A 19,600-nucleotide genomic window follows, 5' to 3' on the forward strand; every position below is an offset into this window, starting at 1 on the left:
GGCGAGGTGCGCGACGGGCTTAGCCTTCAACGATGGGGGAGATGGTCGCGGCGTCCGCGGTGGCGCTGTGGCTGATCGCGTTGAGCACCTTCGACCTTCGTCAGCGTCGTCTGCCCAACTGGCTGACGCTGCCGGGGGCCGCGGTCATCCTGACCGGCGCGCTGCTCGGCGGACGCGGTGCCGCGGCGCTGTGCGGTGCGTTGGCTCTGTTCGGTGTCTATGCGGCGGTGCACCTGGTCGCGCCGCGTGCGATGGGCGCCGGCGACGTCAAACTGGCGCTGGGGCTGGGCGCCCTGACGGGCGCGTTCGGTGTGGATGTCTGGTTGCTCGCGACGGTGGGTGCCTCGGTGTCGACCGCGGTCGCGGGGACGTGGTCCCTGGCGCGCGGCGGCGGTGCGCTGGTGCCGCACGGGCCGTCGATGTGCGCGGCCACGGCGCTGGCGGTGGCGGTGTGGTCGGGACAGTGAATTCGACGTGCGAAAATGGGTCACGTGTTGCGATGGACGACAGCTGGTGAATCCCATGGCCGTGCTCTGGTAGCGATGCTCGAGGGCATGGTCGCCGGCGTCCATGTCACCTCCGACGACATCGCCGCGCAGCTGGCACGACGACGCCTCGGCTACGGCCGCGGTGCGCGGATGAAGTTCGAGCAGGACCAGATCACCATGCTGGCCGGCATGCGCCACGGCCTGACCCTCGGCGGACCGATCGCGATCGAGATCGGCAACACCGAGTGGCCCAAATGGGAGACGGTGATGGCGGCCGACCCGGTGGATCCGGCCGCCCTGGCCGAAAGCGCCGCCCGCAACGCGCCGCTGACCCGTCCGCGCCCCGGGCACGCCGACTACGCGGGCATGCTCAAGTACGGATTCGACGACGCCCGCCCGGTGCTGGAGCGGGCCAGCGCCCGCGAGACCGCGGCCCGGGTGGCCGCAGGCACCGTCGCGCGCGCATTCCTGCAGCAGGCGCTCGGCGTCGAGATCGTCTCCCACGTGATCTCCATCGGCGCGTCAGAGCCCTACGACGGCCCGGTGCCGCAGCCCGCCGACCTGGACGCGATCGACGCCAGCCCGGTGCGGGCGTTCGACCAGGCCGCAGAGCGATCGATGATCGAGGAGATCGACGCCGCCAAACGTGATGGCGACACCCTCGGCGGGGTCGTCGAGGTGGTGGCCCACAACCTGCCCGTCGGCCTCGGGTCGTTCACCAGCGGTGACAACCGTCTGGACAGTCAACTCGCCGCGGCAGTCATGGGCATCCAAGCCATCAAGGGCGTCGAGATCGGCGATGGGTTCGAGACCGCGCGCCGGCGCGGCAGCGTCGCGCACGACGAGATGTACCCCGGCGCCGACGGCGTCACCCGCTCCACCAACCGCGCCGGCGGCCTGGAGGGCGGGATGACCAACGGCCTGCCGGTGCGGGTGCGCGCGGCGATGAAGCCGATCTCCACAGTGCCGCGCGCACTGGCCACAGTCGACATGACCACCGGTGACGAAGCGGTGGCCATCCACCAGCGCTCCGATGTGTGCGCGGTGCCGGCGGCGGGCGTCGTGGTGGAGACCATGGTGGCGCTGGTGCTCGCGCGCGCCGCCCTGCAGAAGTTCGGCGGCGACTCACTGACCGAGACACGGACCAACATCGAGGGCTATCTGCGCGCGGTCGCGCAGCGCGAGCCCCATCGCGGCGCGGCAAGGGCCTCGGGCTGATGGCCCCCAAGGCGGTGCTGATCGGACTGCCCGGCTCGGGCAAGTCCACGATCGGACGCCGGCTGGCCAAGGCGCTCGAGGTGCCGCTCCTCGACACCGACGCCGAGATCGAGAAGCGCACCGGCCGCGTCATCGCCGACATCTTCGCCGTCGACGGCGAACCCGAATTCCGCCGCATCGAGGAAGAAGTCATCCGCGACGCGCTGCAGACCCACGACGGCGTGTTGTCGCTCGGCGGCGGCGCGGTGACCACCGAGGGTGTGCGGGAAGCGCTGGCCGGGAACACCGTCATCTACCTCGAGATCAGCGCCGCCGAAGGAGTGCGTCGCACCGGGGGCTCCACCGCCCGCCCCCTGCTCGCCGGGCCCGACCGAGGTGAGAAGTTCAAAAAACTGATGGCGCAACGCGTTCCGTTGTACCGGCAGGTTGCCACGATGCGGGTCAACACCAACCACCGCAACCCGGGCGCCGTCGTGCGCTACATCACCGCGCGCCTGGAGAACCCCGAGGGGCACAAGCCCCGCCGCCGCCGGACATCCTGGCGACGGGCACCCTTGTCGCTGACGGCCTCTCCGTCTACCGACGCGCCGCCCAGCCCCGCCGCGATGGCGGCCAAGAAGGCCGGCGCCCCCTGCACACGAAAGGACACCCCGTGACCGAGCCGGTGACAGTCGAAGTGCGGACCAACCCGCCCTACCCGGTGATCATCGGCACCGGCCTGCTCGGTGACCTCGGCCGCGTGCTCGAGGGCCGGCACAAAGTGGCAGTCCTGCACCAGCCGGTGCTCGCCCAGACCGCAGAGGCGATCCGTGCACACCTGGCCGAGAGCGGCACCGACGCCCATCGCATAGAGATCCCCGACGCCGAGGCCGGCAAAGAGCTTCCGGTCGTCGGGTTCATCTGGGAAGTGTTGGGACGCATCGGCATCGGGCGCAAAGACGCGATCGTGAGCCTGGGCGGGGGAGCAGCCACCGACGTCGCCGGCTTCGCCGCGGCGACCTGGCTGCGCGGCGTGGACATCGTGCACGTCCCCACGACGCTGCTGGGCATGGTCGACGCCGCTGTGGGCGGAAAGACCGGCATCAACACCGACGCGGGCAAGAACCTCGTCGGGGCCTTCCACCAGCCGGCCGCCGTCCTGATCGACCTCGCCACGCTGGAGACACTGCCGCGCAACGAGATCATCGCCGGGATGGCCGAGATCGTGAAGGCCGGTTTCATCGCCGACCCGGTGATCCTCGACATGATCGAGGCCGATCCGCAGGCGTCGCTGGACCCCAGAGGTGACGTGCTGCCGGAACTGATCCGGCGCGCGGTGGCGGTCAAAGCCGAGGTGGTGGCCGCCGACGAGAGAGAATCACAGCTCCGCGAAATCCTGAACTACGGGCACACGTTGGCCCATGCCATCGAGCGCCGGGAGCGCTATCAGTGGCGCCACGGTGCCGCGGTGTCGGTCGGCTTGGTGTTCGCCGCCGAGCTGGGGCGCCTGGCGGGCCGGTTGGACGACGAGACCACAGAGCGGCACCGCCGCATCCTCAGCGCGCTCGGCCTGCCGGTGACCTACGACGCCGATGCGTTGCCGCAGTTGATGGAATCGATGGTGGGCGACAAGAAGACCCGGGCCGGGGTACTGCGGTTCGTGGTGCTCGACGGGCTGGCCAAGCCGGGACGCCTCGAAGGGCCTGACCCGTCGCTGCTGGCCGCCGCGTACGCCGAAGTGGCCCGCGTCTAACGGTTTTCGACCGGCTGGGTCTGGTCGTCGCGCACCGCGGCGAACACGTCGGTGTCGGCGCGGTCGTCGTCGGTCTCGCGGCGGCGCGGCTCGTCGGGCCGTTTCCGGTCGACCAACCAGCGGCCGAGCGCCACGCCGATGATGGCGCTGAGGAACACCAGCAGCGCGGTGAACGCCGCGAAGGTGGTGATCTCGTTGATCAGCCCCTCGACGTAGAGGTTCTTGTAGAACAGGCCGATCACCCAGGCCACGAGGCCGCTGACGACACCGGCGAACAGCCCGGCCAGCAGCCAGGTCATCGCGTAGTCGGCGCGGCGCTCCGGATCAGGGTTGCGGCGCGCGTCGCCGCGGCCGTCGACGTAGCCCCACACCAACGCGACCACCGCGTACAACGCCACCAGGATCGCGCTGATCAGTGCCGCTTTGGTTTCCCACGCGTTGATCATCGCCCCCTGGAGTAACCGGACGATCACCATCAGGGCGGCGAACACCAGTCCGCGCAGCAACCACTTACTCATGGGGCCACACCTTAGCGAGTAGCGTCGAGCATCGTGACCACTTCCGCGCGCCGCGACCGTTTGCGTCGTCTGCTGACCGAGTCGCACCTGGACGCCATCCTGGTATCCGACCTGGTCAACGTCCGGTATCTGTCCGGCTTCACCGGTTCCAACGCCGCGTTGCTGGTGTTCGCTGACCGGGAGATCCCGGTGCTGGCCACCGATGGGCGGTACCGCACCCAGGCCGCCGCGCAGGCGCCGGACGCCGAGGTGGTCATCGAGCGCGCCTGCGGGCCGCATCTGGCCGCGCGCGCGGCGGCCGACGGGGTACGCCGGCTGGGGTTCGAGAGCCATGTGGTGACCGTCGACGCCTTCACGCGCCTGACCGAGGCCGCCGGCGACGGCTGCGAGCTGGTGCGGGCGGCCGGCCTGGTCGAGCAGCTGCGGGAGATCAAGGACGCCGGTGAGATCGCACTGTTGCGACGGGCCTGCGAAGCCGCCGACGCCGCGCTGACCGATCTGATCGACCAGGGCGGCCTGCGGGCCGGCCGCACCGAAAAGCAGGTGCGCAACCAGTTGGAGGCGCTGATGCTCGACCACGGCGCCGACGGCGCGTCGTTCGAGACCATCGTGGCGACCGGTGCCAACTCCGCGATCCCGCACCACCGGCCCACCGACGCGCTGCTCGCCGAGGGCGACTTCGTCAAGATCGACTTCGGGGCGCTCGTGGCCGGGTATCACTCCGACATGACGCGCACCTTCGTGCTCGCGCCGATCGCGGATTGGCAGCGCGACGTCTACGACCTGGTTGCCGAGGCGCAGCGCGCCGGTCGGGAAGCGCTGGCGCCGGGTGTGGTGCTCAAGGACGTCGACGCGGCGTCTCGGCAGGTGATCGCCGAAGCCGGGTTCGCCGAGAACTTCGGCCACGGGCTCGGGCATGGCGTAGGCCTACAGATCCATGAAGCGCCGGGAATCAACGGCGCGGCCGCCGGTACACTGCTTGCTGGCTCCGCGGTGACCGTCGAGCCTGGTGTCTACCTTCCCGGCCGTGGTGGTGTCCGTATCGAGGACACGCTGGTGGTCGCCGAAGACGCCCCTGAACTGCTGACCGGGTTCCCGAAGGAACTGGTCATCCTCTAGACAGCTAGGAGTACACCCACTGTGGCATCCACCGCCGACTTCAAGAATGGGCTCGTCCTGGTGATCGACGGCCAGCTGTGGCAGATCATCGAGTTTCAGCACGTCAAGCCCGGTAAAGGCCCGGCCTTCGTGCGCACGAAGCTGAAGAATGTGGTGTCCGGCAAGACCGTCGACAAGACCTACAACGCCGGGGTGAAGGTCGAGACCGCGACCGTGGACCGCCGCGACGCCACCTACCTGTACCGGGACGGCTCGGACTTCGTGTTCATGGACTCCGAGGACTACGAGCAGCACCCGCTGCCCGAGTCGCTGGTGGGCCGTGCCGCCGGCTTCCTGCTCGAGAGCATGCCGGTGCAGATCGCGTTCCACAACGGCACACCGCTGTACCTCGAGCTGCCGGTGACCGTGGAGCTCGAGGTCACCCACACCGAGCCCGGACTGCAAGGTGATCGCTCCAGTGCCGGCACCAAACCGGCGACCATGGAGACCGGCGCCGAGATCCAGGTGCCGCTGTTCATCAACACCGGGGACAAGTTGAAGGTGGATTCGCGCGACGGCAGCTACCTGGGAAGGGTCAATGCCTGACCGACGCAGTCATCGTGGCCGCCACGCTGCGCGCAAACGGGCCGTCGACCTCCTCTTCGAAGCCGAGGCGCGGGGGATCACCCCGGCGGCCGTCGCCGAAGGACGTACCGAACTCGCGGACAAGGGGGACGTCAAGGCGCTCAACCCGTACACGGTGACCGTCGCCCGCGGCGTGACCGAGCATTCGGCGCACGTCGACGATCTGATCTCGGCACACCTGCAGGGCTGGACGCTGGATCGGCTGCCCGCCGTGGACCGCGCGATCCTGCGCGTCGCGGTGTGGGAGCTGCTGCACGCCGAGGATGTGCCCGAACCCGTCGCGGTGGATGAGGCCGTGGAATTGGCCAAGGAGCTGTCCACCGACGATTCACCGGGCTTCGTCAACGGGGTCCTGGGGCAGGTGATGCTGGTGACTCCGCAGATCCGGGCTGCCGCCGCCGCGGTGCAGGGTGGCCGCGAGGCCGAGTAATGGGCGCTCCGCAGGACTGGGCGCCGTACACGAGCCTCAACGACGCCGCGCGGGTGTACCTCCGCGATCCCGACCTGGCACTGGATCAGCTGCGCTCGGTCGTCGAGCCGTCAGCGGTCACGTCCTTCGTGATGTCTCGCGGCTTCACCGTGGAGTCCTGGGGTGAGGCGTTCTGGCAGGAGGTCATCGCCACCGACGGTCGCCGGCTGATCCTGTGGCGTGCCGACGACGATGCGTCGCCCGGCGCCGAGGACGATGAGCCGCGGCGGGTACTGCTGTCGTCGGTGCGCTCGATCCTGCTCTCCACGATCACCGACCACGTGTTGTCCACCGAGTACGAGGTGCTCGCCGACGGCACTCGTCGGCTCTCGGAGGTGAAGCTGCGCCTCTACACCCAACTGCTGACCCGCTCGCGCCAGAAGTCGGCCACCGAGACCGACATCTATTGCGAGTCCTTCCGTTTCGTGAAGTCGGTGGACCACGGCGGACTCGCGCAGATGCAGCGCCTGCTGCAGTTCGGCCGCGTGCTCTCCCGCGCGATGTAGCGTCAGGCGGCGTCGAAGGTGACCAGGTCGATGCTGAGTCGGCTCTCGAGGAGGCTGAGGCGTCGGCGGACCGGTGGTCCGGGCAGCGGCGGCGCGGTCGAGGAGTACACGGCCCCGGTCGGCGTCGTGAACTCCGCGACGTGCCGGCCGTTCGCATCCTCGGTGGTGACGGCCCAACCGGGGGCTTCTTTGGCGTAGTTGCAGGCTTCGCATTCCCCGAGCCCGTTGGCCGCGCTGGTCGCTCCGTGCTCGCGGGCCGGGGTGGCGTGGTCGTGGTGGCGGATCGGGGCATCGCAGTACGGGGTGCGGCAGGTCTGATCGCGCATCTCGAGGAACCGCGCCAGACCCTTGGGGAAGATCCGGGCTTTGGATTCCATGGCCACCAGCTGCCCGGAGGCCGGGTGGCGATACAGGCGCCGCAGGGTGGCTTTCGTGTCGGCATCCAGGGCGGCGTCACCGGTCAGCGCGCGGCAGAACCCGGCCGGGACCGGGCCGTAGCCGTCGAGCCAGCCCAGCTCGTCGTCGTCGCCGGCCAGCGTGGTGTCGGCCATCACCAGGTTCAGCGCCACCGGCACCGGCGCATCTGCCGCGCGCCCGGTCACGCGCTCGTAGACGGTGTCGGCCATGATCTGCCCGCGCGGGCGGTCATCGAAGGTGGTGTCGGCGGCCCGTTTACACGCCGCGTAGAGCCCGACCCCCTGGGTCAGCGGCAGCCGCACGGTGAAATACACCATGCCGTTGGGCCCGGGCCGTCAACTGACCGCGCAATCCGCGGCCGCCTTCTCCGACCGGTCCACCACCGCGGCGGCATCCAGCCGCGCGGTGAGGCGTTTGGCCTCGGCTTCGACCCGCTTGTTGCCCCACCCGGACAACCGCGACAGATCAGCACACAGTTCGAAATCCAACCGGCGACGGTCCTCGAGGCTCAGGCACGCCGACTCGCGCACGATCAGCGTGGCCCGCCACTCCGTCAGCACCCCGGCTTCCAACGCCGCCAACGTGTACGGCATCTCATGCACCAGCGCCCGAGCGAACCCCAGGTGCCGGTTGCCGGTCACCGGCGCCTCCCGCCGGGCCAACGCGACCTCCGAGCTCAACCCCTTGCCGCGCTTGGCTTTCGGCACCCCGTCGGCCTCCTCACGAGCATGCCGCTTGGCCGCCCACAACGCCGTCGCGCGCGCCTGCACCGCCGCTGCGTAGGCCTTGAGTTCTTCACAACGCTCGACCACCGCACGCAACTCAGCCTCGTCGGCAGCATCAGAGAACTCGCACACACGTTCGAACACAAACCTGACTGTACTCAGACAGTCCGACAAAAACCGTCAGACCTCCAGCGCCTGATATGTGCTGCGGACGAACTTCGGCTGGGCGGTCTGCAGCTTGGCCAACGAGGTGTTCCCTGCGATCGCAGCCGCCGCGTCCACCGACAGATTCGGCATGTTCTGGATCAGATAGATCAGGATCATGTCCGCCGCCGGGTCGGCCTGCCACCAGGTGCCGTACGCCCCGGGCCAGGAGAACGTGCCGGCTCCGCCCGGGCCGAACAGGGTGCGCGATTTCGCCGGGTCGGTGACCACCGACAGGTTCAGCCCGAAGCCGCGACCGATCCAGAACGGCGCTCCCAGGAAGTCGTGTCGTTTCTGCTCGTCGGTCAGGCGGTCGCGGCGCATGGACGCCACGGACTCCTCCGACAGCACGCGCACACCGTCGACGCTCCCGCCGGCCAACAGCATCCGAGCGAACCTCAGATAGTCGTCGACCGTCGACCACAGTCCCGCGCCGCCGGTGCAGAACGGCGGGTCGGTGATCGGGGCGGGGCCCATCACGTCGTCGCGCAGACCCTTCGTCGGATCCAGCGCATACATCGTCGCGGCGCGACTGCGCGCGGCGGCGCGGACGTGGAATCCGGTGTCGGTCATGCCCAACGGCTCGAAGATCCGCTCGGAGAGCACCTGGCTCAACGGCTTGCCCTCGATGCGTGACAGCGCGATCCCCAGGACATCGGTGGCGTGGCTGTAGGTGAGGCGCTCGCCGGGCTGGTGCACCAGCGGCAGCGCCGACAGCTCGGCGAGCCAGCGGTCCTGGTCCTGACGGGTGGGCAGCTTGCGGTAGGCATCGGAGAGGGGGCCGAGAACCGAGAACATGTACGCCAGCCCGCTGCGATGGGTCATCAGATCTTCGACGGTGATGTGTCGCTGCGCGGGTACGGTCCGGTCCAGCGGGCCCCGCGGCTCGGCCAGCACCCGCATGTCGGCGAGCTCGGGCAGCCAGGTGGCGACCCGGTCGGAGAGTGTGAGCTTGCCCTCCTCGATCAGGGACATCGCCGCGGCCACCGTGATCGGTTTGGTCATCGACGCGATGCGGAAGATGGTGTCGCGCTGCATCGGCAGACCGGCGTGCACGTCGCGGTGGCCAAGCTCGTTGACCTGCAGGACTTTTCCGGCCCGCCACACCAGGGTGACGGCCCCGGCCAGCAGCCCGGCGTCGATGGCCTCGGAGATGGACGCCTTGTTGCGGTCGAGATTCACCGGGCCGAGGCTACCCGCCGGATAGGTGAGCACACCGGCAGCGGTGCTAAGCTCGCCGCAGTTTCCGACATCCTTTAACGATCCGTCCCGTGAGGCGGAGAAGGAGGTCCGGCTCACTCGTGGGCGCACCCGACCACTCCGGTCACGACCGGGAGCTGATGTCCGCAGCGGACGTCAGCCGCACCATTGCCCGTATCGCTCACCAGATCATCGAGAAGACCGCACTCGACGGTGCCGATGCTCCGCGGGTGGTTCTGCTCGGAATCCCGACCCGCGGCGTCACCCTGGCCACCCGCTTGGCCCGCAACATCGCCGAGTTCAGCGGTGTCGACGTGGCCCACGGCGCGCTCGACATCACGCTCTACCGCGACGATCTGATGAGCAAGCCGCCGCGCGCGCTGGCGGCCACCTCCATTCCCGAAGGCGGGATCGACGGCGCATTGGTCATCCTCGTCGACGACGTCCTCTACTCCGGGCGGTCGGTGCGCTCGGCGCTGGACGCGCTGCGCGACCTCGGCCGCCCGAAGGCGGTGCAACTCGCGGTGCTCGTGGACCGGGGCCACCGCGAACTCCCGATCCGCGCCGACTACGTCGGCAAGAACGTGCCGACCTCGCGCGCCGAGAACGTCAAGGTCCGGCTCACCGAAAATGATGGAGTCGACGTCATCTCCATCGCACCGTATGGAGGGCCTGCCAGGTGAAGCACTTGTTGACCGCGGCAGACCTGAGCCGCGACGACGCCCTCGCGATCCTCGACAACGCCGACCACTTCCGCGAAGCGCTGCTCGGTCGCGAGGTCAAGAAGCTGCCGACACTGCGCGGCCGCACCATCATCACGATGTTCTACGAGAACTCGACCCGCACCCGGGTGTCGTTCGAGGTCGCCGGGAAGTGGATGAGCGCCGACGTGATCAACGTCAGCGCCTCGGGATCGTCGGTGGCCAAAGGCGAGTCGCTGCGCGACACCGCGCTGACCCTGCGCGCGGCCGGCGCCGATGCGGTGATCGTGCGTCACCCCGCGTCCGGGGCGGCGCAGCAGTTGGCCGAGTGGACTGCCGATGAGCACGGCGGTCCGTCTGTGGTCAACGCCGGCGACGGCACCCACGAACATCCGACCCAGGCGTTGCTCGATGCGCTGACCATCCGTCAGCGACTCGGCAGCATCGACGGCAAGCGCGTGGTGATCGTCGGTGACGTGCTGCACAGCAGGGTGGCCCGCTCCAACGTCGCGTTGTTGCACACCCTGGGCGCCGAGGTGGTCCTGGTCGCGCCGCCGACGCTGCTGCCCGTCGGTGTCGCCGGTTGGCCGGTGACGGTGTCGCACGAACTCGACGCCGAACTCCCGCTTGCCGACGCGGTCTTGATGCTGCGGGTACAGGCCGAACGGATGAACGGCGGCTTCTTCCCGTCGGCGCGTGAATACTCGGTGCGCTACGGGCTCAGCGAACAGCGCCAGGCGCAACTGGCCGACCACACCGTGGTGCTGCACCCCGGACCGATGCTGCGCGGCATGGAAATCGCGCACTCGGTCGCCGACTCGCCGCAATCGGCAGTGCTGCAACAGGTTTCCAACGGTGTGCACGTCCGGATGGCGGTGCTGTTCCATCTCCTCGTCGGAGCCGAGCAAGGGGCGATCAGCGCATGACCATTCTCATCACGTCGGTGCGCCGCTACGGCGAAGGCGATCCGGTGGATGTGCTGATCCGAGACGGGCAGATCGCCGAGATCGGGACCGGGCTGCCGGTACCTGACGACGCCGACGTCATCGACGGGGCGGGTCAGGTGCTGCTGCCGGGCTTCGTCGACCTGCACACCCACCTGCGCGAGCCGGGCCGCGAGTACGCCGAGGACATCGAAACCGGTTCGGCCGCAGCCGCGCTCGGCGGCTACACAGCTGTGTTCGCGATGGCCAACACCGATCCGGTGGCCGACAGCGTGGTGGTCACCGACCATGTGTGGCGGCGCGGCCAGCAGGTCGGGCTGGTCGACGTGCACCCCGTCGGGGCCGTCACCGTCGGGCTCCAGGGCAAGCAACTCACCGAGATGGGGCTGATGGCCGCCGGTGAGGCAGGCGTACGGATGTTCTCCGACGACGGGATCTGCGTCGACGACCCGCTGGTGATGCGACGGGCTCTCGAGTACGCGTCCGGGCTCGGGGTGCTCATCGCCCAGCACGCCGAAGAGCCGCGGCTGACCGTCGGCTCCGTGGCCCACGAGGGTCCCCACGCGGCGCGTCTCGGGTTGGCGGGATGGCCGCGCGCCGCCGAGGAGTCGATCGTCGCCCGCGACGCGCTGCTGGCCCGCGACGCCGGCGCCCGCGTGCACATCTGCCATGCCTCCACCGCGGGTACCGTGGAGCTCCTCAAATGGGCCAAGGAACAGGGAATCTCGATCACCGCGGAAGTCACCCCGCACCATCTGCTGCTCGACGACAGTCGGCTGACCACCTACGACGGGCGCAACCGCGTCAACCCGCCGCTGCGCGAGGCCACCGATGCGCAAGCTCTGCGTCAGGCGCTGGCCGACGGCATCGTCGACTGCGTGGCCACCGACCACGCGCCGCACGCGGCCCACGAGAAGATGTGTGAGTTCGCCAACGCCCGACCCGGCATGCTCGGCCTGCAGACCGCGCTGTCGGTCGTGGTGGAGACGATGGTCACCACGGGGCTGCTCAGCTGGCGCGACGTCGCGCGGGTGATGAGCGAGAACCCCGCCCGCATCGTCGGCCTGCCCGACCAGGGCCGTCCCCTCGAGGTCGGTGAACCGGCCAACCTCACGCTCGTCGACCCGGATGCCCGGTGGACGGTGCAGGGCCCCGCGCTGGCCAGTCGGTCGGACAACACCCCGTACGAGGACATGGAACTACCGGCCGTCGTGACCGCAACCCTGTTGCGCGGCAAGATCACCGCGCGCGACGGGAAGATCGCGTGAACACCCCGACTCTGGTCGCCACACTGATCATGGCCGCAGTCGTGGTGCTGGTGATCGCCGTGGTGATCCAGGCGATGATCCGCGGCTGGCGACGTCGCGGCGAGCGGCAGGCCCAGATCCTCGGCACCATGCCGCCGTTGCCCGACACCGTGGGGCCCACGCTGGTGGGGCCCACCAAGGGCCTCTACGTCGGCAGCACGCTGGTCCCGAACTGGAACGACCGGATCGTCGTCGGCGATCTCGGTTTCCGGGCCAAGGCGGTGCTGACCCGGTACCCCGAGGGAATCATGTTGCAGCGCACCGGCGCCGGACCGATCTGGATTCCCGACGACGTCATCGTCGCGATCCGCGCCGAGAAGAACCTGGTGGGCAAGGCGCTCACCCATGAAGGCATCCTGGCCGTCCGCTGGCGGTTACCGTCCGGCGCGGAGATCGACACCGGATTTCGCGCCGACGACCGCGGGGACTACGCCAAATGGCTGCCAGAGGAGGTCAAATGACCATGGACAAAGCTGTACTGGTGCTCGAGGACGGACGCGTCTTCACCGGGACCCCGTTCGGTGCGGTGGGTGAGACCCTCGGCGAAGCGGTGTTCTCGACCGGCATGTCCGGCTACCAGGAGACGCTGACCGATCCGAGCTACCACCGTCAGATCGTGGTGGCCACCGCACCTCAGATCGGCAACACCGGCTGGAACCACGAGGACAGCGAGAGCCGCGGCGACAAGATCTGGGTGGCCGGCTACGCCGTGCGCGACCCTTCACCGCGGGCGTCGAACTGGCGGGCCACCGGCAGCCTCGACGACGAACTGCAACGGCAGAACGTCGTGGGCGTGGCGGGTATCGACACCCGCGCCGTGGTGCGGCACCTGCGCAGCCGCGGCTCGATGAAAGCCGGCATCTTCAGCGGCGCCGCCGCAGAGGCGCCGGTCGAAGAACTCGTCGCCCGGGTGCGCGACCAGGAGTCGATGCTGGGCGCCGACCTCGCCGGTGAAGTCACCACCGATGCCGAGTACGTCGTCGAATCCGAAGGGCCGCAACGCTTCACCGTCGTCGCCTTGGACCTGGGCATCAAGACCAACACGCCACGCAACTTCGCGGCGCGCGGGATCCGGACGGTGGTGCTGCCGTCGTCGGCGACCTTCGACGAGATCACCGAGCTACGTCCCGACGGGGTGTTCCTGTCCAACGGTCCCGGGGATCCCGCGACCGCCGACCACGTCGTCGCGGTGACCCGGGAGGTCCTGGACGCACGGATCCCGTTGTTCGGCATCTGTTTCGGCAACCAGATCCTGGGTCGCGCGCTGGGCCGTTCGACCTACAAGATGGTGTTCGGCCACCGCGGCATCAACATCCCGGTGGTCGATCACACGACGGGACGCGTCGCGATCACGTCGCAGAACCACGGCTTCGCCTTGGAAGGTGAGGCCGGCGAGCAGTTCGACACCGACTTCGGCCGCGCCGAAGTCAGCCACACCTGCGCCAACGACGGTGTGGTGGAGGGCGTCCGGTTGGTCGACGGCCGCGCGTTCTCCGTCCAGTACCACCCCGAGGCCGCGGCCGGTCCCCGCGATGCCGGTTACCTGTTCGACCAGTTCATCGACCTCATGGGTGAGGTCAAGGCAGGGGAGGGCAAGTAGATGCCGCGCCGGGAAGACCTCAACCACATCCTGGTCATCGGATCGGGACCGATCCTGATCGGTCAGGCCGCCGAGTTCGACTACTCCGGCACCCAAGCGTGCCGCGTGCTGCGCTCCGAGGGCCTGCAGGTCACGCTGATCAACTCGAACCCGGCGACGATCATGACCGACCCGGAGTTCGCCGACCACACCTACGTCGAACCGATCACCGCCGACTTCGTCGAGAAGGTGATCGCCCAGCAGGCCGAGCGCGGCAACAAGATCGACGCGCTGCTGGCCACCCTCGGTGGGCAGACCGCGCTGAACACCGCCGTCGCGCTGTCGGAGAACGGCGTCCTCGACAAGTACGGCGTCGAACTCATCGGCGCCGACTTCGACGCCATCCAGCGTGGTGAGGACCGGCAGAAGTTCAAGGACATCGTCGCGAAGGTGGGCGGCGAATCCGCCCGCAGCCGCGTGTGTTTCACCATGGACGAGGTCCGCGAAACGGTCGCCGAGCTGGGGCTGCCCGTGGTGGTCCGGCCCAGCTTCACCATGGGTGGTCTGGGCTCGGGGATGGCGTACTCGACCGAGGACGTGGAGCGCATGGCAGGCGACGGCCTGGCCGCATCGCCGTCGGCCAACGTGCTCATCGAGGAGTCGATCTTCGGTTGGAAAGAGTACGAACTCGAGTTGATGCGCGACGGCCACGACAACGTCGTGGTGGTGTGCTCGATCGAGAACTTCGACCCCATGGGCGTGCACACCGGCGACTCGGTGACCGTCGCGCCGGCGATGACGTTGACCGACCGCGAGTACCAGACCATGCGCACCCTCGGCATCGAGATCCTGCGCGAGGTCGGCGTCGACACCGGTGGCTGCAACATCCAGTTCGCCGTCAACCCCGAGGACGGCCGCCTGATCGTCATCGAGATGAACCCGCGGGTGTCGCGGTCCTCTGCGCTGGCATCGAAGGCCACCGGTTTCCCGATCGCCAAGATCGCGGCCAAGCTGGCCATCGGCTACACGCTCGACGAGATCGTCAACGACATCACCAAGGAAACCCCGGCCTGCTTCGAACCGACCCTGGACTACGTGGTGGTCAAGGCCCCGCGTTTCGCGTTCGAGAAGTTCCCCGGCGCCGACGGCACGCTGACCACCACCATGAAGTCGGTCGGCGAGGCGATGTCGTTGGGCCGCAACTTCGTCGAGGCTCTCGGCAAGGTGATGCGCTCGCTGGAGACCGGCCGCGCCGGTTTCTGGACCGCCCCGGACGACGAGGCCGACGTCGAGCAGGTGCTGGAGCGGCTGCGCACGCCCACCGACGGCCGGCTCTACGACATCGAGTACGCGCTGCGGCTGGGCGCCTCCGTCGAAGAGGTCGCGAAAGCGTCCGGTGTCGATCCGTGGTTCGTCGAGCAGATCACCGGCCTGGTGGAGATGCGCGCCGAACTGGTCGACGCACCGGTGCTGGGGGCCGAACTGCTGCGTCGAGCCAAGAACTGCGGCCTGTCCGACCGGCAGATCGCTGCGCTGCGCCCGGAACTGGCCGGTGAGGTCGGGGTGCGCTCCCTGCGCCAGCGGCTCGGGATCCACCCGGTGTTCAAGACCGTCGACACCTGCGCCGCGGAGTTCGAGGCCAAGACCCCGTACCACTACAGCAGCTACGAGCTCGACCCCGCGGCCGAGAGCGAGGTGGCTCCGCAGGCGCAGCGGCCCAAGGTGCTCATCCTCGGCTCCGGTCCCAATCGCATCGGCCAGGGCATCGAGTTCGACTACAGCTGCGTGCATGCCGCGACCACCCTGTCGGAGGCCGGGTTCGAGACCGTGATGGTCAACTGCAACCCCGAGACGGTGTCGACGGACTACGACACCGCCGACCGCCTGTACTTCGAGCCGTTGACGTTCGAGGACGTGCTCGAGGTGTATTTCGCCGAACAGGCTTCCGGCGCCGGCGGACCCGGCGTGGTCGGTGTCATCGTCCAACTCGGCGGGCAGACGCCGCTCGGATTGGCCGAACGTCTGGAGAAGGCGGGCGTACCGATCGTCGGCACCCCGCCCGAAGCCATCGATCTGGCCGAGGACCGCGGACACTTCGGGGAGGTACTGACCGCCGCCGGCCTGCCCGCCCCGAAGTACGGCATGGCCACCAGCTTCGATCAGGCGCGCCGCATCGCCGCCGACATCGGCTACCCGGTGCTGGTGCGCCCCTCGTATGTGCTGGGCGGCCGCGGCATGGAGATCGTCTACGACGACGAGACCCTGCACGGCTACATCACTCGCGCCACCCAGCTGTCCCCGGAGCATCCGGTGCTGGTCGACCGGTTCCTCGAAGACGCCATCGAGATCGATGTGGACGCGCTCTGCGACGGCACCGAGGTCTACCTCGGTGGTGTGATGGAGCACATCGAGGAGGCGGGCATCCACTCCGGCGACTCGGCGTGTGCGTTGCCGCCGGTGACACTGGGCCGCAGTGACATCGAGGCGGTCCGGCGGGCCACCGAGGCCATCGCGTTCGGCATCGGTGTGGTCGGCCTGCTCAACGTGCAGTATGCGCTCAAAGACGATGTGCTCTACGTGCTGGAAGCCAACCCGCGGGCCAGCCGCACCGTTCCCTTCGTCTCCAAGGCCACCGCGGTGCCGCTGGCCAAGGCCTGCGCCCGGATCATGTTGGGCGCCACCATCGCGCAGCTGCGCGAGGAAGGGGTCCTGGCCCGCGAGGGAGATGGCGGGACGACCGCGCGCAATGCCCCGGTCGCGGTCAAGGAGGCCGTGCTGCCGTTCCACCGGTTCCGCAAATCCGACGGCTCGCAGATCGATTCGCTGCTCGGCCCGGAGATGAAGTCCACCGGTGAGGTGATGGGCATCGCGCACGACTTCGGCAGCGCGTTCGCCAAGAGTCAGACAGCCGCGTACGGCTCGCTGCCGACGCGGGGCACGGTGTTCGTGTCGGTGGCCAACCGTGACAAGCGGTCACTGGTGTTCCCGGTCAAACGGCTGGCCGACCTCGGATTCCAGGTACTCGCCACCGAAGGAACCGCGGAGATGCTGCGACGCAACGGGATTCCGTGTGAAGAGGTGCGCAAGCACTACGAGAATCCCAGCGGAGCCGACGACACACGGCTGTCGGCGGTCGACGCCATCCGCGCCGGTGAGGTCGACATGGTGATCAACACCCCGTACGGCAACTCGGGTCCGCGGGTCGACGGCTACGAGATCCGGTCGGCGGCGGTGTCGACGAGCATCCCGTGTGTGACCACGGTGCAGGGGGCGTCGGCGGCGGTGCAGGGCATCGAGGCGAGCATCCGCGGAGACATCGGCGTGATGTCACTGCAGGACCTGCACAGCTCGCTGGGTTCCTGACCGGTGAGCGGTTTCGGTGAGCGGCTGTCTGCGGCGATGGCACAGCGCGGGCCGCTGTGCGTGGGCATCGATCCGCATCCGGAGTTGATGCGGGCATGGGGCCTCGACGTCGACGTCGACGGGCTTGCACGGTTCAGCGACATCTGCGTGACCGCCTTCTCCGATGCCGCTGTCGTCAAACCTCAGGTCGCGTTCTTCGAGGCCTACGGATCGGCCGGATACGCGGTGCTCGAGCGCACCATCGCGGCGCTGCGCTCCGCCGGCGTGCTGGTGCTGGCCGACGCCAAGCGCGGTGACATCGGTTCCACCATGGCCGCCTACGCGGCCGCCTGGGCGGGGGACTCGCCGCTGGCTGCCGATGCGGTGACCGCGTCGCCGTATCTGGGGTTCGACTCGCTGCAGCCGCTGTTGGACACCGCACGCGACCATGGCCGCGGAGTGTTCGTACTGGCCGCCACCTCGAACCCGGAGGGCGCATCCGTGCAGCGGGCGCTGGCCGGCACCCGCAGCGTCGCCCAGACCATCGTCGACGCGGCCGCGGCCTGCAACACGGCTGCAGCGTTCGGCTCGGTCGGTGTCGTGGTCGGCGCCACGCTGACCGAGCCGCCCGATGTCAGCGCGCTCAACGGGCCGGTGCTGGTGCCCGGTGTCGGCGCCCAGGGGGGCCGTCCCGAGGCGCTGGGTGGCCTCGGAGGCGCCCGGCCCGGCCAACTGGTGCCGGCCGTCTCCCGGGACGTGCTGCGTGCCGGGCCGGACGTCGCGCAGCTACGTGCGGCCGCCGACCGCATGCGCGACGCGCTGGCCTACCTGTAGCCGCGACACGCCCGACACGGCCGACCAGCGAAATTTTCGTCGAAACCGCCGGTCGTGAGCCCCGCCGCGCGGCTCGCCGGGCCTCGGCGAACCCCCGTGGGGTCGGTTGTGCCATCGATACCGCCCGTATGCAGGTGGTTTGGCGTTCCCGACGATTTCGGCAACGGCGTAGCGTCACGGCGCCGCCCGCGGCCGCGTGGCCGTGACGCGCCCTACACGCTGGGCTTTTGACGGAAAAACCCGGGGGTGGGGTTAGCTTTCGTCAGGATGCGTGGGTACGGTCGTCCACGCTGGCTGGTTCTGACCAACCCCAACGACCGGCCGAGACAAATCAGATGATGGTGAGAGACGGAGGAACCCCGTGGCCCTTCCCCAGTTGACCGACGAGCAGCGCGCGGCAGCGTTGGAGAAGGCTGCCGCCGCACGTCGAGCGCGAGCCGAGTTGAAGGACCGGCTCAAGCGCGGCGGCACCAACCTCAAGCAGGTGCTCAAAGACGCCGAGACCGACGAGGTCTTGGGCAAGATGAAAGTTTCCGCGCTCCTCGAAGCCCTGCCGAAGGTCGGCAAGGTGAAGGCGCAGGAGATCATGACCGAACTCGAGATCGCCCCGACCCGCCGTCTGCGCGGACTGGGCGACCGTCAGCGCAAGGCTCTGCTGGAAAAGTTCGACCAGTAACGAGTCAGTGAGTGGAGGCGGGGGGCCGGACGACGCCGCGTGCGACAAAGCACCGGTAGTGGTGTTGTCCGGCCCGTCTGCCGTCGGTAAGTCCACCGTCGTGCGTTGCCTGCGTGAGCGCGTCCCGGACCTGTATTTCAGCGTCTCGGTGACCACTCGGGCACCGCGCCCGGGCGAAGTCGACGGCGTGGACTATTCGTTTGTGACAGCAGCCCGATTCCAGGAGCTCATCGACACCGGTGCGCTGCTCGAGTGGGCCGACATCCACGGCGGGTTGCACCGCTCCGGCACGCCCGCCGCGCCGGTGGCGGCCGCCACCGCGGCCGGCCGGCCCGTGCTCATCGAGGTCGACCTGGCCGGTGCGCGCGCGGTCAAAGCGGCGCTGCCCGAGGCGACTACGGTGTTTCTCGCACCGCCCAGCTGGGAGGTGCTCGAGAGCCGGTTGGTGGGCCGCGGCACCGAGACGCCGGAGGTGCGTGCCCGGCGGCTGCAGACGGCCCGCGAAGAACTCGCGGCCCAGGGCGACTTCGACGAGGTCGTCGTCAACGGTCAATTGGAGTCCGCTTGCGCGGAATTGGTATCCTTGCTGGTGGCCCACTCGCAGGTGCCGCGCGATCAGGTGTGATCGCCTTCGTCCTCAAAGTCTTATCCGATTTCGCCAGGAGAATTTCTCAGTGACCAGCCCGCAAGCCGTGCAGGACCTCGACCCGGCCGCCGCCAGCGCCTACGACACCCCGCTGGGTATCACCAATCCCCCCATCGACGAGCTGCTGGACCGCGCCTCGAGCAAGTACGCGCTGGTCATCTACGCCGCCAAGCGCGCACGGCAGATCAACGACTACTACAACCAGCTCGGCGACGGCATCCTCGAGTACGTCGGCCCGCTGGTCGAGCCCGGCCTGCAGGAGAAGCCCCTGTCGATCGCACTGCGTGAGATCCACGCGGACCTGCTCGAGCACACCGAGGGCGAGTAGAGAACGGCTCCCGCGGCGATGAG

19 protein-coding genes and 2 pseudogenes are annotated in these 19,600 nt (G+C 69.0%); 18 read left to right on the forward strand and 3 right to left on the reverse strand.

Annotated features, from left to right (window positions below; all coding sequences use genetic code 11):
* The first annotated feature begins 32 nt into the window (after positions 1-32).
* From ACQI46_RS10730 to aroB, 4 genes and pseudogenes are all read left to right on the forward strand, one after another.
* A complete protein-coding gene (locus ACQI46_RS10730) occupies positions 33-467 on the forward strand; it encodes a prepilin peptidase (RefSeq protein ID WP_427093981.1) in 435 nt (144 codons plus the stop codon).
* Positions 468-491: 24 nt separating this feature from the next.
* On the forward strand, positions 492-1,706 hold the full coding sequence (aroC, locus tag ACQI46_RS10735) for a chorismate synthase (RefSeq protein WP_427094202.1): 1,215 nt from the start codon (positions 492-494) through the stop codon (positions 1,704-1,706).
* Positions 1,706-2,212: pseudogene (locus ACQI46_RS10740) on the forward strand (shikimate kinase); the annotation flags it as partial. The gene aroC and the pseudogene ACQI46_RS10740, both read left to right, overlap by 1 nt.
* A 146-nt stretch (positions 2,213-2,358) precedes the next feature.
* Positions 2,359-3,438, forward strand: a complete 1,080-nt coding sequence (aroB, locus tag ACQI46_RS10745; RefSeq protein WP_427093982.1) for a 3-dehydroquinate synthase — start codon at positions 2,359-2,361, stop codon at positions 3,436-3,438.
* Here the strand turns inward: aroB and ACQI46_RS10750 are convergent.
* Positions 3,435-3,956 carry a B-4DMT family transporter gene (locus ACQI46_RS10750; protein WP_427093983.1) on the reverse strand — a complete coding sequence of 174 codons (522 nt, stop codon included), beginning with the start codon at positions 3,954-3,956 and terminating at the stop codon, positions 3,435-3,437. The two genes, aroB and ACQI46_RS10750, sit on opposite strands and share 4 nt — an antisense overlap.
* Positions 3,957-3,989: 33 nt before the next feature.
* Here ACQI46_RS10750 and ACQI46_RS10755 point away from each other — a divergent pair, with 33 nt between their 5' ends.
* The 4 genes from ACQI46_RS10755 to ACQI46_RS10770 are packed head-to-tail and all read left to right on the forward strand — an operon-like array spanning position 3,990 to position 6,674.
* The gene (locus ACQI46_RS10755; RefSeq protein WP_427093984.1) at positions 3,990-5,075 is read left to right on the forward strand and encodes a M24 family metallopeptidase; all 1,086 of its coding nucleotides are present in this window, start codon (positions 3,990-3,992) and stop codon (positions 5,073-5,075) included.
* Positions 5,076-5,096: 21 nt separating this feature from the next.
* Complete coding sequence (gene efp / locus ACQI46_RS10760) at positions 5,097-5,660, forward strand: elongation factor P (protein WP_427093985.1); 564 nt, start codon at positions 5,097-5,099, stop codon at positions 5,658-5,660.
* On the forward strand, positions 5,653-6,129 hold the full coding sequence (nusB, locus tag ACQI46_RS10765; RefSeq protein ID WP_427093986.1) for a transcription antitermination factor NusB: 477 nt from the start codon (positions 5,653-5,655) through the stop codon (positions 6,127-6,129). Before efp ends, nusB begins: the two co-directional genes overlap by 8 nt.
* Positions 6,129-6,674 (forward strand): hypothetical protein, encoded by a 546-nt coding sequence (locus tag ACQI46_RS10770; RefSeq protein ID WP_427093987.1) that lies wholly within the window; start codon positions 6,129-6,131, stop codon positions 6,672-6,674. The genes nusB and ACQI46_RS10770 overlap by 1 nt, the downstream gene beginning before the upstream one ends.
* Positions 6,675-6,676: 2 nt before the next feature.
* On the opposite strand, the pseudogene ACQI46_RS10775 reads toward ACQI46_RS10770, so the two are convergent.
* Together ACQI46_RS10775 and ACQI46_RS10780 are read right to left on the reverse strand one after the other, a co-directional pair.
* A pseudogene (locus ACQI46_RS10775) lies at positions 6,677-7,960 on the reverse strand (HNH endonuclease).
* A 36-nt stretch (positions 7,961-7,996) separates the two neighbouring features.
* Positions 7,997-9,202, reverse strand: a complete 1,206-nt coding sequence (locus ACQI46_RS10780; protein ID WP_427093988.1) for a serine hydrolase domain-containing protein — start codon at positions 9,200-9,202, stop codon at positions 7,997-7,999.
* A gap of 119 nt (positions 9,203-9,321) precedes the next feature.
* On the opposite strand from ACQI46_RS10780, the gene pyrR reads away from it, so the two are divergent.
* The 10 genes from pyrR (at position 9,322) to rpoZ (ending at position 19,577) form a co-directional block, all read left to right on the forward strand.
* A complete protein-coding gene (pyrR, locus tag ACQI46_RS10785; RefSeq protein WP_427093989.1) occupies positions 9,322-9,903 on the forward strand; it encodes a bifunctional pyr operon transcriptional regulator/uracil phosphoribosyltransferase PyrR in 582 nt (193 codons plus the stop codon).
* Positions 9,900-10,847 carry an aspartate carbamoyltransferase catalytic subunit gene (locus ACQI46_RS10790; RefSeq protein WP_427093990.1) on the forward strand — a complete coding sequence of 316 codons (948 nt, stop codon included), beginning with the start codon at positions 9,900-9,902 and terminating at the stop codon, positions 10,845-10,847. The genes pyrR and ACQI46_RS10790 overlap by 4 nt, the downstream gene beginning before the upstream one ends.
* A complete protein-coding gene (locus ACQI46_RS10795; protein ID WP_427093991.1) occupies positions 10,844-12,133 on the forward strand; it encodes a dihydroorotase in 1,290 nt (429 codons plus the stop codon). The genes ACQI46_RS10790 and ACQI46_RS10795 overlap by 4 nt, the downstream gene beginning before the upstream one ends.
* Positions 12,130-12,633, forward strand: coding sequence for a transporter (locus ACQI46_RS10800; protein ID WP_427093992.1), 504 nt, complete (start codon positions 12,130-12,132; stop codon positions 12,631-12,633). The genes ACQI46_RS10795 and ACQI46_RS10800 overlap by 4 nt, the downstream gene beginning before the upstream one ends.
* 2 nt (positions 12,634-12,635) lie before the next feature.
* The gene (gene carA, locus ACQI46_RS10805; protein ID WP_427094203.1) at positions 12,636-13,772 is read left to right on the forward strand and encodes a glutamine-hydrolyzing carbamoyl-phosphate synthase small subunit; all 1,137 of its coding nucleotides are present in this window, start codon (positions 12,636-12,638) and stop codon (positions 13,770-13,772) included.
* Positions 13,773-17,114 carry a carbamoyl-phosphate synthase large subunit gene (carB, locus tag ACQI46_RS10810; protein ID WP_427093993.1) on the forward strand — a complete coding sequence of 1,114 codons (3,342 nt, stop codon included), beginning with the start codon at positions 13,773-13,775 and terminating at the stop codon, positions 17,112-17,114. It begins immediately after the preceding gene.
* Between the two features lie 3 nt (positions 17,115-17,117).
* On the forward strand, positions 17,118-17,927 hold the full coding sequence (gene pyrF, locus ACQI46_RS10815) for an orotidine-5'-phosphate decarboxylase (RefSeq protein ID WP_427093994.1): 810 nt from the start codon (positions 17,118-17,120) through the stop codon (positions 17,925-17,927).
* Positions 17,928-18,288: 361 nt separating this feature from the next.
* Positions 18,289-18,603, forward strand: coding sequence for an integration host factor, actinobacterial type (gene mihF / locus ACQI46_RS10820; RefSeq protein ID WP_014815655.1), 315 nt, complete (start codon positions 18,289-18,291; stop codon positions 18,601-18,603).
* A 7-nt stretch (positions 18,604-18,610) separates the two neighbouring features.
* The gene (gene gmk / locus ACQI46_RS10825; protein WP_427093995.1) at positions 18,611-19,228 is read left to right on the forward strand and encodes a guanylate kinase; all 618 of its coding nucleotides are present in this window, start codon (positions 18,611-18,613) and stop codon (positions 19,226-19,228) included.
* A gap of 22 nt (positions 19,229-19,250) precedes the next feature.
* Positions 19,251-19,577 carry a DNA-directed RNA polymerase subunit omega gene (rpoZ, locus tag ACQI46_RS10830; protein ID WP_427094204.1) on the forward strand — a complete coding sequence of 109 codons (327 nt, stop codon included), beginning with the start codon at positions 19,251-19,253 and terminating at the stop codon, positions 19,575-19,577.
* The last annotated feature ends 23 nt before the right edge of the window (positions 19,578-19,600 follow it).

Origin of the sequence: Mycobacterium sp. SMC-4, from assembly GCF_050205565.1 — a bacterium.
Classification (GTDB): domain Bacteria; phylum Actinomycetota; class Actinomycetes; order Mycobacteriales; family Mycobacteriaceae; genus Mycobacterium.